Here is a 13,437-nt window from a genome sequence, read left to right as displayed (position 1 = left end):
GGCCGTGGCGCCCGCCACCGCGCCGTCCCCGCCGCCGCCACCGAGCGCCGCAGCGGCCGAGCAGCAGCTCGCCGAGCGCCTCGTCGAACTCGACACCGCGATCGCGCGCGAGATCGACGAGTGGGCCGCGCGCGAGTTGCCGCAGATCATCGCCCGCGAGCTCGACCGCCTCGGCGAGCGCATCCAGGACGAAGCCCTCGCCCACCTGCGCGCCACCCTGCTCCCCGGGATCTCGGCGCGCGTGAGCAGCCTGTTCGAAGAACGCAGCCCCGACGACCCGCCCGGCCGGTAGCAGCGGCGGCCGCCGCGAACCGACGGCCAGGGCACCCACCTGCCTGCCACCCCCGCGGCCGCATTCGCGCCTGCCGGCGCGCCCGCAGGAAACCCGCGCACTCCCGCAGCCCAAGGCGCGGAGGCGGACGCAGGCGAAGCCCCGCGCCGCGCTCGCACCCGGGCGCCCGCGCCGCATCCGCTATAATCCGCGCTTTGCCTTCACGCGCGTACAACACCATGGAACTGGCCAAGAGCTTCGAGCCCGCCGACATCGAACGTCGCTGGTACCCGGAATGGGAATCCCGCGGCTATTTCGCCGCCGGACTCGACAAGTCGAACCCCGCCGCCTTCTGCATCCTGCTGCCGCCGCCCAACGTCACCGGCACGCTGCACATGGGGCACGGCTTCAACCAGACGATCATGGACGCGCTCACGCGCTACCACCGCATGCGCGGCGACAACACGTTGTGGCAGCCGGGCACCGACCACGCCGGCATCGCCACCCAGATCGTCGTCGAACGCCAGCTCGACGCACAGGGCATCAGCCGCCACGACCTGGGCCGCGAGCGCTTCCTGGAAAAAGTGTGGGAGTGGAAGGAGTACTCCGGTGGCACCATCACCCGCCAGATGCGCCGCCTGGGCACCAGCCCGGACTGGAAGCGCGAGCGCTTCACGATGGATGAGGGCCTGTCGCGCACCGTCACCGAGACCTTCGTGCGCCTCTACAACGAAGGCCTGATCTACCGCGGCAAGCGCCTGGTGAACTGGGACCCCAAGCTCGGCACCGCGGTGTCCGACCTCGAGGTGGTGTCCGAGGAAGAGGACGGCAAGCTCTACCACATCCTGTATCCGTTCAGCGACGGCCCCATCGGCGAGCTGCGCGGCCTCACCGTGGCCACCACCCGCCCCGAGACCCTGCTCGGCGACGTCGCGGTGATGGTGCATCCCGAAGACGAACGCTACGCCCACCTCATCGGCAAGACCGTCGAGCTGCCGCTCACCGGCCGCCACATCCCGATCATCGCCGACGACTATGTCGACCGCGAGTTCGGCACCGGCTGCGTCAAGGTCACCCCGGCGCACGACTTCAACGACTACGCGGTCGGCCAGCGCCACAAGCTCGACACCATCGTCGTGCTCACCCTCGAAGGCGCCGTGCCCGCGGTGGCCGAGCGCTACACCGCCGACGGCGTCACCCTGGAGAGCGTGCCGATGCCGGCGGGCGTCGCCGGGCTCGACCGCGTGCCGGCGCGCGACAAGGTGGTCGAGGAGCTCGAGGCGCTCGGCCTGCTGCTCGAGGTCAAGGCGCACAAGATGCAGGTGCCGCGCGGCGATCGCACCGGCGTCGTCATCGAGCCCATGCTCACCGACCAGTGGTTCGTCGCCATGTCCAAGCCTGGCGCGGACGGCAAGTCGATCACCGAGAAGGCGCTCGAGGTCGTGGCCTCGGGCGAGATCAAGTTCTACCCCGAGAACTGGATCAACACCTACAACCAGTGGCTCAACAACATCCAGGACTGGTGCATCTCGCGCCAGCTGTGGTGGGGCCACCGCATCCCCGCCTGGTACGACGAGGAAGGCCGCATCTACGTCGCCACCTGCGAGGAAGAGGCGATCCGCGCCTGGAAGGCCGACCTGCAGCGCGGCATCGACGCGCTCACCGCCGAGGTGCAGACGCGCCAGCGCGAAGGCCAGACCGCCGAGCAGTACCCCGAGATCGCCGAGCGCCTCGCCCTGCTCCACGCCCGCCACGACGCCGGCCACCTGCGCCAGGAAGACGACGTGCTCGACACCTGGTACTCGTCCGCGCTGTGGCCGTTCTCCACGCTCGACTGGACCGCCGAGTGGCCCCAGAAGAGCAACGACGCGCTCGATCTCTACCTGCCGTCCACGGTGCTCGTCACCGGCTTCGACATCATCTTCTTCTGGGTGGCGCGCATGGTCATGATGACCAGGCACATCACCGGCAAGATCCCGTTCAAGCATGTGTACGTGCACGGCCTCATCCGCGACGCGGAAGGCCAGAAGATGAGCAAGTCCAAGGGCAACGTGCTCGACCCGATCGACCTCATCGACGGCATCGCGCTCGACGAGCTGATCAGGAAGCGGACCTTCGGCCTGATGAACCCCAGGCAGGCGCAGAGCATCGAGAAGAAGACGCGCAAGGAATTCCCCGAGGGCATCCCCGCCTTCGGCACCGACGCGCTGCGCTTCACCTTCGCCAGCCTCGCCAGCCCGGGCCGCGACATCAAGTTCGACCTCGCGCGCTGCGAGGGCTATCGCAATTTCTGCAACAAGCTGTGGAACGCCACCCGCTTCGTGCTGATGAACTGCGAGGGCCAGGACTGCGGCATCGGCGAGACCGTCGCCTGCACCACCGAGGTGCTCGACTTCTCCTTCGCCGACCGCTGGATCGTGTCGCGCCTGCAGCGCACCGAGGCCGAGGTGGGCGAGCACTTCGAGGCCTACCGCTTCGACCTGGTCGCGCGCGCGGTGTATGAGTTCGTGTGGGACGAGTACTGCGACTGGTACCTGGAGCTCGCCAAGGTGCAGATCCAGTCCGGCACCCCGGCGCAGCAGCGCGCCACCCGCCGCACGCTCTTGCGCGTGCTCGAGACCGTGCTGCGCCTCGCGCACCCGCTGATCCCCTTCATCACCGAAGAACTCTGGCAGACCGTCGCCCCGCTCGCCGGACGCAAGGACGGCGACAGCATCATGCGCGCGCGCTACCCGCAGGCCGAGCCCAAGCGCATCGACGAGGCCTCCGAGGCGAAGGTCGTCGAGTTGAAGGCGATGATCTACGCCTGCCGCAACCTGCGCGGCGAGATGAACATCTCCCCCGCCCAGCGCCTGCCGCTGGTGGCCGCGGGCGACAAGGCGGCGCTGGCGCTGTACGCACCCTACCTCGCCGGCCTGGCCAAGCTCGCCGAGGTGCAGGTCGTGGACGAGATCGGCGCCGACGAGCTCGCCCCGGTCGCGGTCGCGGGCGAGACCCGCCTGATGCTCAAGGTGGAGATCGACGTCGCCGCCGAGCGCGAGCGCCTCGGCAAGGAGATCGCCCGCCTGAAGGGCGAGATCGCCAAGGCCGAAGGCAAGCTCGCCAACGCCAGCTTCGTCGACCGCGCCCCGGCCGCGGTGGTGCAGCAGGAGCGCGACCGCCTCGCCGGCTTCAAGGCCACCGTGGACAAGCTCGAGCCGCAGCTGGCCAAGCTCGGCGGCTGAGGAACGGGGACGCGGGCGTCGCAGCGCCCGCAGCCTCCGCACCGCCAATTCGCGGCGGCCGCCGCTCCTACACGAGGCGGGGCGCGCGGTGGTTCATGCAGGAGCGCCGGCAGGCGCGAATGCGGCCGACCCCACCCGACAACGCCCACCACCGCCCCACCGCCGTCTTCGCGGCGGCCGCCGCTCCTACAGAGAGCGGGACGCGCGGTGGTTTGTGTAGGAGCGCCGGCAGGCGCGAATGCGGCGCTACTTCCGCTTCAGGAAGAACTCGTACGCCTTGTCGGACGTCTCGCCCTGGCCGATCAGCTCGTTGCCGGTCTGGCGGGAGAAGGCCTGGAAATCCTTCACCGAGCCCGGGTCGGTCGCCAGCACGCGGACGATCTGTCCGCTCTGCATCTCGGCCAGCATCTTCTTGGCCCGCAGGATCGGCAGCGGGCAGTTGAGCCCGCGCGCATCCACTTCCTTGTCGTATCTCATGTCCGCTCCCTGGTTGGATCATCTTGAAGGCGCACGATTCTAAAGGATGGCGATGCCCCCCGAAAGGCGACGCTGCCAATGGCAAGCCCCTGCGCAGCGTGTCATCCCCCGGCGCCCGGTGACGCCGCTCAGCGCTCGCGCTTTTCCTCGAGCAGGCGCTGCTTGAGCTCGCGCAGGCGCGCATCCACCGCCGACAGCGTGTAGAAGTCGCCGTCGTTGGCTCGGCGCGCGATCTCGAGCTGCTCGATCGCGGCCGGCAGGCTGCCGCGCAGGTAGTACACCTCGGCCTGGGTGCGATGCTGCTCGGTACGCTGCCCCAGCGCAGCGTAGGCGCGCGACAGCAGCTGCCACAGGCGCGGATCGCCGCTGCGGTTGTCGATGCGTTGGCGCAGTTCGGCGGCGGCGGCGTCAGCACGTCCGCCGAGGATGCGCGCGTCGGCGAGCGCATAGCTCACACTGCGGCTGGAGGGAGACTGCTTCTGCGCCGCCTCGAGGATTCGGATGGCGCCCGCGGCGTCCTTGCGCGCGAGGCGGATCTCCGCGGCCAGCCCCTCCACCCAGATCGTGCCCGCGGAGTGCGCCCGCAGCGGCTGCAGGCGGGCCTCGGCCTCGTCGAGGCGACCGGCCCGCATCAGCGCACGGGCCAGCCCATAGGCGAGCGCCTCGTCCTTCGGCTCGCGCGCGAGGCGGTCCTGCAGTTCCTGCACCGCCTCGGCGGGCTGGCCGGCGTTGGCGCGCAGCTTGGCGCGCGCGAAGCGGAAATCCGCCGAGTCCGGCACCTGGCGGTAGCGCATCGAGGCGACACGGTTCTCCATGTCGGCGATGCGCTCGGTGGTCAGCGGGTGGGTGCGCAGGTAGGCGGGCGCGTTGTTCTCGTAGACGCGCGTATTTCGCTGCAGGCGCTCGAAGAAGCCGGGCATGCCGCGCACGTCGAGGCCGGCCTTGTCCAGGGTCTCCAGGCCGGCGCGGTCGGCCTCGCGCTCGAAGGCGCGGGTGTAGCCAAGCTGCGACTGGATCGCCCCGGCCTGGCCGGCGGCAATCGCGGCCTGGCTGAGGTCCGAGTTGCTGCGCGCGGCCAGCACCGCGACCAGCATCGAGGCGATCATCAGCATCGCCGACTGGCTCTGCCGGCCGACGATCTGCGCGATGTGGCGCTGGGTGACGTGGGCGATCTCGTGGCCGAGCACCGAGGCGAACTCGGACTCGCTCTCCGCCGCCAGGATCAGCCCGGTATGCACGCCGATGAAGCCGCCGGGCAGCGCGAAGGCGTTGAGCGTGGCGTCGCGCACGACGAAGAAGTCGAAGTCCAGTCCCGGATTGCTGCTCACCGCGGCGAGGCGCTGGCCGAGGCGGTTCACGTACTCCTCGACCTCGGCATCGTCGAGGTAGGCGGCGTCGCGCCAGCGGATCTCGCGGATGATCTGCTCGCCGATGCGGCGCTCGGCCGCAGGCGAGAGTTCGGACGCGGCCACGTCGCCGAGATCGGGGAGTTCGGCGGCGAGCACGGGAACCGGCGCAGGCAGGGCCAGCGCGAGGCTGAGCAGCAGGGCAAGAGGTCGGCGCATCATCGGGTGCTATGATACCCGCCGATCCGCGCCCGTTCCCCCGCCGATGTATCGACGTGTAGCGGCGCCTCCCGCCGCGTGGCGATTTCCGCCGCGGCCTCTCCGCATCTTCTCCTTCGCCACACCATGAGCACTCCGGAATCCAGCCCGCTGACCCACTTCGACGCCGACGGCCAGGCCCACATGGTCGACGTCGGCGCCAAGGCCGAGACCCGCCGCGTCGCGGTCGCCACCGGCCGCATCCACATGCTGCCCGCCACCTTCGACATGGTGAAGTCGGGCAGCGCGAAGAAGGGCGACGTGCTCGGCATCGCCCGCATCGCCGCGATCCAGGCCTCCAAGCGCACCAGCGAGCTGATCCCGCTCTGCCACCCCATCCCGCTCACCCGCGTCGCGGTCGAGTTCGAGCTCGACGAGGCCGCGCACGCCATCCGCTGCACGGTCACCGCCGAGACCGTCGGCCGCACCGGCGTCGAGATGGAGGCGCTGACCGCGGTCAACGTCGGCCTGCTCACCATCTACGACATGTGCAAGGCGGTGGACCGCGGCATGCGCATGGACGGCATCCAGCTCATGGAGAAGCTGGGGGGCAAGTCGGGGCACTGGAAGGCCTGAGGGGAGTGAGGCGCCGGGTGTGAGGCGCCAGGAGTAAAGCGTCGGGAGTCAGGAGCCTGGCGGCGGCTTCGAGGCTGCGTCGCGCCGCGCGAGGCGCGCGAAGACCAGCGGGAAGGCGCCGGTGCCGGCGAGCGCGATCGCCGAGACGAGGAAGGCCAGCCCCGCCATCGGGTCGGACAGGGCCGGGTGCAGGAGCGTGCCGGAACCGGCGAAGCACAGCAGCGCGGCCGCGAGCGACAGCGCCGCGAGCACGAACAGCACGAGGGCGGCGAGCGGCAGGCGGGCGGGCGTGGCGTTCATCGTGGCGCTTCCGCAGCGCTTCCGGTCGTGACGACCGCCGCGCGCACCTCACCATGGCGCGGCGCGGCGGACAATCCGTCGGGCGCCTGCGCAGCGCGGAGCGCGGGCGGCAAGGTGGCCGAACCTGCCCGTTCCACCTCCCCCACCCCACGCGGCCCTCCCGCCACAGGCGGCGCCTCTTCCACCTTTCGCACGCCGATCCCGCAGGTCGCGCCGACACTGCCGATCAGCAGCACCGCGCCGCCGGCCCACAGCGTGGACCTCAGGCGCCTTGAAAGCGCATCCGCCATGGCAATTCTCCCTGGATGAAGAGCCGCGCCTCCTCCGAGCGCGGACGAGCGAAGAAGGCGCGCACCGGGGTGTGCTCGCACACCCGGCCGCCCGCCATGAAGACGATGTCGTCGCCCAGGCGGGTGGCCTGGCCGAGGTTGTGGGTGACCATGAGGATGCGCGTCCCGTCGGTGCGGATCTCGCGGATGATGCGCTCGACCGCGGCGCTCGCCGAGGGGTCGAGGCTCGCGGTGGGCTCGTCGAGCAGCAGCAGGCGCGGCTTGGTCAGCCAGGCGCGCGCGAGCGCGAGGCGCTGCTGCTCGCCACCGGAGAGCTGGCGCGCGCTGTCGCCGGCGCGGTCGGCGAGGCCGACGCGCTCCAGCATCTCCACGCCGCGCCGGCGCCGCTCCGCCCCCGCCACGCCGAGCGGCTTGAGCCCGAGGACGACGTTGTCGAGCACCGACATGCGCAGCATCATCGGGCGCTGGAACACCATCATCACGCCCTGCTGCGGCCGCGATCCGCCGGCGCCGCCCCAGGCCATGCGCCCCGCGCTCGGCTCGATCAGCCCGCAGATCGTCCGCAGCAGCACGCTCTTGCCGGCGCCGTTGGGGCCGAGCACCAGCGTGATGCCCTCCTCGCCCAGCTCCAGGTCCACGCCGGCGAGCACCTCCCGCCCGTCGGGCGCGAAGCGCAGGTCGTGGATGGAGAGCGGGAAGATCGGCATCGCAGCCTTCAGCCGAAGCGCCGCATCGCCCACTGCCGCAGCACGTAGGCGAGCGCATTGAGCGCGAGGATGATCACGATCAGCACCACGCCGAGCGCGATCGCCAGCGCCAGGTCGCCCTTGCTGGTCTCGAGCGCGATCGCGGTGGTCATGACCCGGGTGGCGCCGTCGATGTTGCCGCCGACGATCATCACCGCGCCCACCTCGCTCATCGCCCGCCCCAGGCCGGCGAGCACCGCCACCACCAGCGAGTGGCGGCAGTCGTGGAGCAGCGTGGTGACGCTGTCCCACCACGAGAAGCGCATCACCTGCAGCTCCTCGGCGTAGCGCGCCCACACGTCCTCCACCACCTGGCGGGTGATCGCCGCCATCAGCGGCACCACCAGCAGGGTCTGCGCCACCACCATCGCCGCCGGCGAATACAGCATGCCGAGCGCGCCGAAGGGCCCCGAGCGCGACAGGATCAGGTACACCACCACGCCCACCACGACCGAGGGCAGGCCCATCATCCCGTTGATCAGCACCGACAGCGTGGTCTTGCCCGGAAAGCGCCCCACCGCGATGCAGGCCCCGAGCGGCAGCCCGATCAGCGTGCCGAGCACCACCGCCGCGCCGCTGACCTGCAGCGACAGCGCGACGATCTCGAGCACGCTGTGGTCGAAATGGGCGAGCAGGGACAGCGCATCGGAGAAGGTGGCGGCGAAGGCGGACATCGGCGGGGAGGATACCGGAAACACCCCCGCAGCCGGAACGCCGGCGGACCCTTCACGGGCCGGCCCGGCCGCCCGCAAGCGGCAAAGGGCCCGCGGGCTAGTCCTCGTAGGCCAGCAGCAGCACCTCGGCCGCCTGCTCACGGAGCGGGATCAGGGCCTGGTAGGCCGGCGAGGCGAACCAGCCGCTCGCCGCCGCGGCGCTCGGAAAGCGGATGACGACGATGTCCGTATGCGGAGATTCACCCGAAAAGCTCGCCACCCGGCGACCGCGCAGCAGGAGCTCCGCGCCCCAGGGCGCCAGGGTGTCCGGCACCTTGCCCCGGTACTCCGCCCACTTGTCGGCATCCTTCACCGTGATGTGGCCCACCACGTATCCTTGACTCATCGGCAGTCCTTCCAGAAAAGATTCGAAGCGTGCACAGGATGGTGCCGGACGCCACGCCGCTCAACCCCCGCCCTTCTGCATCCCGCGGTCCAGCCGCGCGAGCAGCGCGCGCCGCGCCGGCTCCGCGCCGGGGCCGAAGCGAAAGCTCACGTCCAGCTGCGGCAGCTCGAACAGCCCCAGCCGACGCACGCCGGCGGGCTCGATGGCGATGACGAGGGTCTGCGCGCCCTCGTGCAGGCTGAAGTGCAAGCTTCCGCCGTCGGCGACGACCCCCGGCCAGGCCTGGCGCAGGTCGCGCGCGAACTCCTGCGGCGTGGCGGTGACCCGGCGCTCGAAGGACTCGGGCACCGGGCCGGCGATGAAGGCCACCGCCTCAGCCGCCTGCGATCGGCGGCCAGATCGCGAGCTCGTCGCCGTCGGCGAGGCGCTTGCGCAGCCGCTCTGAAGGCGGCACGAAGTGGCCGTTCACCAGCACCAGATGTGCACTGCGCTCGGGCACGTTGTAGCGCCGGATCATCTCCGCCACCGTGGTGCCCTCGTCCACGTCGAGCTCGAGACGGTTGCCGCGGTGACCGCTCGGCAGGTAGTCCGACAGCGAGGCGAAGAGCTTGAAGGCGATGCGGATCGTCACACGAGTCTCCAAGTCGGCCCCCTCAGCGCGCCAGCGCCATCGGCTGCTGGCTGCGCGCGACGTAAGCGTCGACGAAGGCGAGCGGGTTGGCGAGCAGGCGCTCCTTCCAGTCGCCCAGCCTCACCTGGCCGTGGATCAGCCCGCGCAGCGCGCCCACGTGCTGGGTGACCCCGATCGAGGTGGCGCCGACCAGCACGTCGTCCTTGAACTGCAGGCTCAGGTAGCGGTAGCGTGCCTCGTCGACCATCTCCACCCCGCTGCCGCCGGCCTCGGGCTTCTCGCCCCACCACTGGCCGAAGGAGGACGAGATCAGCCCGAGCGTGTCGAGCACGTTGATCGCCAGCACGCCGTTGAGGCGCGACTCGTGCACGAGGTCGCGCGCCATGTTGGTGGCGGCGATGCGCGCCTGGTCGGCGGCGTTGGGCTGGATCGCCGACACCAGATGCGCGCCGGTGAACAGGTCCGGCGCCTCGGCGACGTCGCCAGCGGCGAAGATGCCGGGAACGCTGGTCTCCATGTGGTCATTCACCAGCACGCCCTTGGCCACATGCACCGGCGTCTCGTCCAGGAAGCCGACGTTGGGCGCCACGCCCGCGGCCACGATCACGAGGTCGCAGTCGAGGCGGTCGCCGGTGGACAGGCTCACCACCAGCGGCGCATCGCTGCCCACGTCGTCGCCGCGGTCGATGCGCTGCACGCCGGCCGAGGTGAGCACGCGGATGCCTTTCTCCTCGACCCAGCGCTTGATCATGCCGCCCGCCTTGGGCGTCATCATGCGCGGCACCATGCGGTCGCCCATCTCTACCACGGTGAGCTGCACGCCGCACTTGGCCAGCGCCTCCATGATGATGCAGCCGATGAAGCCGGCGCCGAGCTGCAGCACGCGCGCGCCGGGCTTGGCGTGCGCGGCGATCGCGCGCGCGTCGGCGAGCGTCCAGCAGGTGTGCACCGAGGGCAGGTCCACGCCCGGGATGGGCGGGCGCACCGGATGCGAGCCGGTGGCGATGAGCAGGCGGTCGTAGTGCTCGAAGTGACCGTCGTCGAACAGCACCTTGCGCTTGTCGGTGTCGAGCGCCACCGCGCGGCCTCGCAGCTGGCGGATGCGCAGGCGCTCGAAGTGGCCGGCGTCCTTGCGCAGGTAGGTGCCCGACTCGTCGATGTTGCCTTCGAGCAGGTAGGGAATCGCCATGCGCGAATACGGCGGCGCGTCTTCAAAGCCGACCATCAGGATGTCGTCGCCCGGCGCGACCTTGCGCAGCGTCTCGGCGGCAACGACGCCCGCGGGGCCGTTGCCGAGAATCAGGTGTTTCATTGCAGCGTCCTCGGGTGAAACACTTCGGAGGAAATCAAGCACGCATGTAGGAGCGCCGGCAGGCGCGAACCCGCCCGTCACGACGCCCCCTTGTAGGAGCGCCGGCAGGCGCGAACCCGCCCGTCACGATGCCCCTGTAGGAGCGCCGGCAGGCGCGAACCAGCCGTCACACCGCCCTTGTAGGAGCGCCGGCAGGCGCGAACCAAGCCGTCATTCGCGCCTGCCGGCGCTCCTACAGGGTGGGCGGAGCCTACAGGCCCAGCCGCGCCCGCGTCTCCGCGGTCGGTTCGCCCGCGGGCGTCCACCCGCGCACCTCGTAGTAGTGCGGCAGCATCTTGTCGAGCTGGTTCACCAGGCCCTTGGCCGGCCCCGTCTTCGCCGCCTCCTGGGTCAGGCGCGGCGGCAGGTTGTCGTCCTTGGCGGTGAATCCGGCGGCGTTGTTGAACATGCGCTCCATGTTCCAGATGCGCTCGCCCACCTCGTTCAGCTTCTCCATGCTCCAGTCGCCCTCGCACGCGGCGGCGACCTGCGGCTGCACATCGGCGAGCGTCCACGCGAAGCTGGTGAACACGCAGATACCGGCCGAGTCGAACACCGCGGTGGCGTCCTGGAAGGCCTTCACCAGCTCGGGCTTGCCCTCGGTGGCGAGCGGGTCGGTCTTGACCGGGATGCCGAGCACTTCCGACGCCACGGTGTAGCCGCGCAGGTGGCAGGCGCCGCGGTTGGACGTGGCGTAGGCCAGGCCCATGCCCTGGATGCCGCGCGAGTCGTAGGCGGGGAATTCCTGCCCCTTCACGCTCATCGACAGCTCGGGGCGGCCGTACTGCTCGCACAGGCGCTTGCTGCCCAGGCCGAGCTCCTTGCCGAAGCCCTCGCCGAGCGCGGTCATCTCGACCATCTTCGCCAGCGCCTCGGCCGAGCCGAAGGGCGCGGCCATGCCGATCTTCTCGTCGGTCAGGATGCCGAGCTCGTAGAGCTCCATCGCCGCGCCCACGGTGGCGCCGAAGGAGATCGGGTCCATGCCCTGCTCGTTGCAGATCAGGTTGGCGTACTGCAGGGCCTCGAGGTCGCCCACGCCGTTGGCCGCGCCGAGCGCCCAGGCGGCTTCGTATTCCAGGCCGCCGGAGGCGCCCCAGTACTTCGGGCTGTTCTTGACGGTGAAGTGGGTCTTGTCGATCTCGGAGATGCGCCCGCAGGCGATCGTGCACCCGAAGCAGGCGGCGTTGGTCACCAGGTGGGTCTTGCCGTCGGACTCGCGCTTCTCGTGCATGGCCTCGGCGGAGATCTTCGAGGCGTCCTCGAACTGCACGTCGCGGTGGTTGCGGGTGGGCAGCGCGCCGATCTCGTTGATCACGTTCATCAGCACCTGGGTGCCGTACTTGGGCAGGCCCTGGCCGGTGACCGCGTTGTCGGCGAGCACCTTCTTGGCATCAACGGTGGCCTTGAGGAAGGCACCGAAGTCCTTGATGCCCGACACGCCCTTGGTGCCGCGGATCGCCACCGCCTTGAGGTTCTTCGAGCCCATCACCGCGCCCACGCCCGAGCGCCCGGCGGCGCGGTGCAGGTCATTGACGATGCAGGCATAGAGCACCTGGTTCTCGCCGGCGACGCCGATCGAGGAAATGCGTACCAGCGGGTCCTGGAGTTCTTCCTTGATCTTCTCCTCGGTCTCCCAGCAGCTCCTGCCCCACAAGCCCGACGCGTCGCGCAGCTCGGCCTTGTCGTTCTCGATGTAGAGCCACACCGGCTTGGCCGACTTGCCCTCGAAGATCACCATGTCCCAGCCGGCGAACTTCATCTCGGCGCCGAAGAAGCCGCCCGAGTTCGAGCACGCGATCGCGCCGGTGAGCGGCCCCTTGGTGATCACGGTGTAGCGGCCGCCGGTCGAGGCCATGGTGCCGGTGAGCGGCCCGGTGGCCATGATCATCTTGTTGTCGGGCGACAGCGGATCGACCTTGGGGTCGGTCTCGGAGACCAGGTACTTGGTGGCCAGCCCGCGCGAGCCGAGGTATTCGTCGGCCCACTGCATGTTCAGTGGCTCTTCGGTACAGGTTCCCGCGGTGAGGTTCACGCGCAGGACTTTGCGATTCCATCCCATGACGCATCCTCCTCAGGCAGCGGCCGAAGCCGGGGTGTTGGCCTTGGCGGCCCAGGCGCGCATCTTGTCGATGCCGGTCCAGTCGGCGTCCACATAGGTGATCGCCCCGGTCGGACAGGCGCTGGCGCAGGCGGGATTGCCCTCGCACAGGTCGCACTTCTGCACCTTGCCGCTGTCCTGGTTGTAGTTGATGGTGCCGAACGGGCAGGCGATCGTGCACACCTTGCAGCCGACGCAGGTGTCCTCGAACACCATCTTCGCGCCGGTCGTCAGGTCGATGCGGATCGCGTCCACCGGACAGGAGTTCAGGCACCAGGCCTCGGTGCACTGCGTGCAGGTGTAGGGCACCTTGCGGCCCTCGTGCTCGAAGTTGAACACCTTGATGCGCGACTTGCTCGGATTGATGACCCCGGTGTGCTCGTAGGAACAGGCCATCTCGCATTGCAGACAGCCGGTGCACTTCGCGGGATCAATGTGCAGTGCTTTCCACATCGATCGTCTCCTTGTCGTTTATCGATTCTTGCGCTCGGTCGCCAGAGCGCCATCACGGCCCCCCAGCCCACCTATGCAAATATAAGCATAAGTCGTACCAGTTGGCGGGCAAGCAGGGATTACCCGCGTCAGGACGCCCCGCCCGCGCGTCCGAGCTTGCGGTAGAGGCGGTTGCGGCTCACCCCTAGCGTGCGCGCCGCCGCCGACAGGTTGCCGCCGACCTCGCGCATGACGCGCTCGATCAGCTCGATCTCGAGCTGGTCGAGGCGCTTCGCGCCGTGGCTCGCCAGCGCATCGGCCACCACCGGCGCCGCGGCGCTCGCCGCCGTCGCGACCGGGGCGGCCGGCACGACCGGC

Annotated in this window: 15 protein-coding genes and 1 pseudogene; 3 read left to right on the top strand and 13 right to left on the bottom strand. The window is 70.1% G+C overall.

Annotation, left to right across the window (positions count from 1 at the left end):
• Window positions 1-292: pseudogene (locus C667_RS13405) on the top strand (hypothetical protein); the annotation flags it as partial.
• Between the two features lie 218 nt (window positions 293-510).
• Window positions 511-3,495, top strand: coding sequence for a valine--tRNA ligase (locus C667_RS13400; protein WP_004365454.1), 2,985 nt, complete (start codon window positions 511-513; stop codon window positions 3,493-3,495).
• Between the two features lie 246 nt (window positions 3,496-3,741).
• Here C667_RS13400 and C667_RS13395 read toward each other — a convergent pair whose 3' ends face one another.
• Window positions 3,742-3,972 carry a sulfurtransferase TusA family protein gene (locus C667_RS13395; protein ID WP_004365452.1) on the bottom strand — a complete coding sequence of 77 codons (231 nt, stop codon included), beginning with the start codon at window positions 3,970-3,972 and terminating at the stop codon, window positions 3,742-3,744.
• Window positions 3,973-4,100: 128 nt separating this feature from the next.
• Window positions 4,101-5,540 (bottom strand): M48 family metalloprotease, encoded by a 1,440-nt coding sequence (locus C667_RS13390; RefSeq protein ID WP_004365450.1) that lies wholly within the window; start codon window positions 5,538-5,540, stop codon window positions 4,101-4,103.
• A 123-nt stretch (window positions 5,541-5,663) separates the two neighbouring features.
• Here C667_RS13390 and moaC point away from each other — a divergent pair, with 123 nt between their 5' ends.
• The gene (gene moaC / locus C667_RS13385; protein WP_004365447.1) at window positions 5,664-6,152 is read left to right on the top strand and encodes a cyclic pyranopterin monophosphate synthase MoaC; all 489 of its coding nucleotides are present in this window, start codon (window positions 5,664-5,666) and stop codon (window positions 6,150-6,152) included.
• Window positions 6,153-6,200: 48 nt separating this feature from the next.
• Here moaC and C667_RS13380 read toward each other — a convergent pair whose 3' ends face one another.
• The 11 genes from C667_RS13380 to C667_RS13335 form a co-directional block, all read right to left on the bottom strand.
• Complete coding sequence (locus C667_RS13380; RefSeq protein ID WP_004365445.1) at window positions 6,201-6,452, bottom strand: hypothetical protein; 252 nt, start codon at window positions 6,450-6,452, stop codon at window positions 6,201-6,203.
• A complete protein-coding gene (locus tag C667_RS25740; protein WP_157302329.1) occupies window positions 6,449-6,742 on the bottom strand; it encodes a hypothetical protein in 294 nt (97 codons plus the stop codon). Before C667_RS25740 ends, C667_RS13380 begins: the two co-directional genes overlap by 4 nt.
• Window positions 6,715-7,449: an ABC transporter ATP-binding protein gene (locus C667_RS13375; protein WP_039921531.1), complete on the bottom strand. Its 735-nt coding sequence runs from the start codon at window positions 7,447-7,449 to the stop codon at window positions 6,715-6,717. Before C667_RS13375 ends, C667_RS25740 begins: the two co-directional genes overlap by 28 nt.
• 8 nt (window positions 7,450-7,457) lie before the next feature.
• A complete protein-coding gene (locus tag C667_RS13370; RefSeq protein ID WP_004365439.1) occupies window positions 7,458-8,162 on the bottom strand; it encodes an ABC transporter permease in 705 nt (234 codons plus the stop codon).
• A gap of 97 nt (window positions 8,163-8,259) precedes the next feature.
• The gene (locus C667_RS13365) at window positions 8,260-8,547 is read right to left on the bottom strand and encodes a DUF1330 domain-containing protein (RefSeq protein ID WP_004365437.1); all 288 of its coding nucleotides are present in this window, start codon (window positions 8,545-8,547) and stop codon (window positions 8,260-8,262) included.
• A gap of 60 nt (window positions 8,548-8,607) precedes the next feature.
• The gene (locus C667_RS13360; RefSeq protein ID WP_004365436.1) at window positions 8,608-8,916 is read right to left on the bottom strand and encodes a hypothetical protein; all 309 of its coding nucleotides are present in this window, start codon (window positions 8,914-8,916) and stop codon (window positions 8,608-8,610) included.
• Window positions 8,917-8,920: 4 nt separating this feature from the next.
• Window positions 8,921-9,178 (bottom strand): MoaD/ThiS family protein, encoded by a 258-nt coding sequence (locus C667_RS13355; protein WP_004365434.1) that lies wholly within the window; start codon window positions 9,176-9,178, stop codon window positions 8,921-8,923.
• 22 nt (window positions 9,179-9,200) lie between these two features.
• On the bottom strand, window positions 9,201-10,490 hold the full coding sequence (locus C667_RS13350) for an NAD(P)/FAD-dependent oxidoreductase (RefSeq protein WP_004365432.1): 1,290 nt from the start codon (window positions 10,488-10,490) through the stop codon (window positions 9,201-9,203).
• A 250-nt stretch (window positions 10,491-10,740) separates the two neighbouring features.
• On the bottom strand, window positions 10,741-12,588 hold the full coding sequence (locus tag C667_RS13345; RefSeq protein ID WP_004365429.1) for an aldehyde ferredoxin oxidoreductase family protein: 1,848 nt from the start codon (window positions 12,586-12,588) through the stop codon (window positions 10,741-10,743).
• Window positions 12,589-12,600: 12 nt separating this feature from the next.
• The gene (locus C667_RS13340; RefSeq protein ID WP_004365426.1) at window positions 12,601-13,080 is read right to left on the bottom strand and encodes a 4Fe-4S dicluster domain-containing protein; all 480 of its coding nucleotides are present in this window, start codon (window positions 13,078-13,080) and stop codon (window positions 12,601-12,603) included.
• A 128-nt stretch (window positions 13,081-13,208) separates the two neighbouring features.
• On the bottom strand, window positions 13,209-13,437 hold a 229-nt coding region (locus C667_RS13335; protein WP_004365424.1), incomplete at its 5' end, for a helix-turn-helix domain-containing protein.

The organism is Thauera phenylacetica B4P (assembly GCF_000310225.1).
In the GTDB taxonomy this organism is placed as follows: domain Bacteria; phylum Pseudomonadota; class Gammaproteobacteria; order Burkholderiales; family Rhodocyclaceae; genus Thauera; species Thauera phenylacetica.
This window is presented reverse-complemented; position numbering and strand designations above follow the sequence as displayed.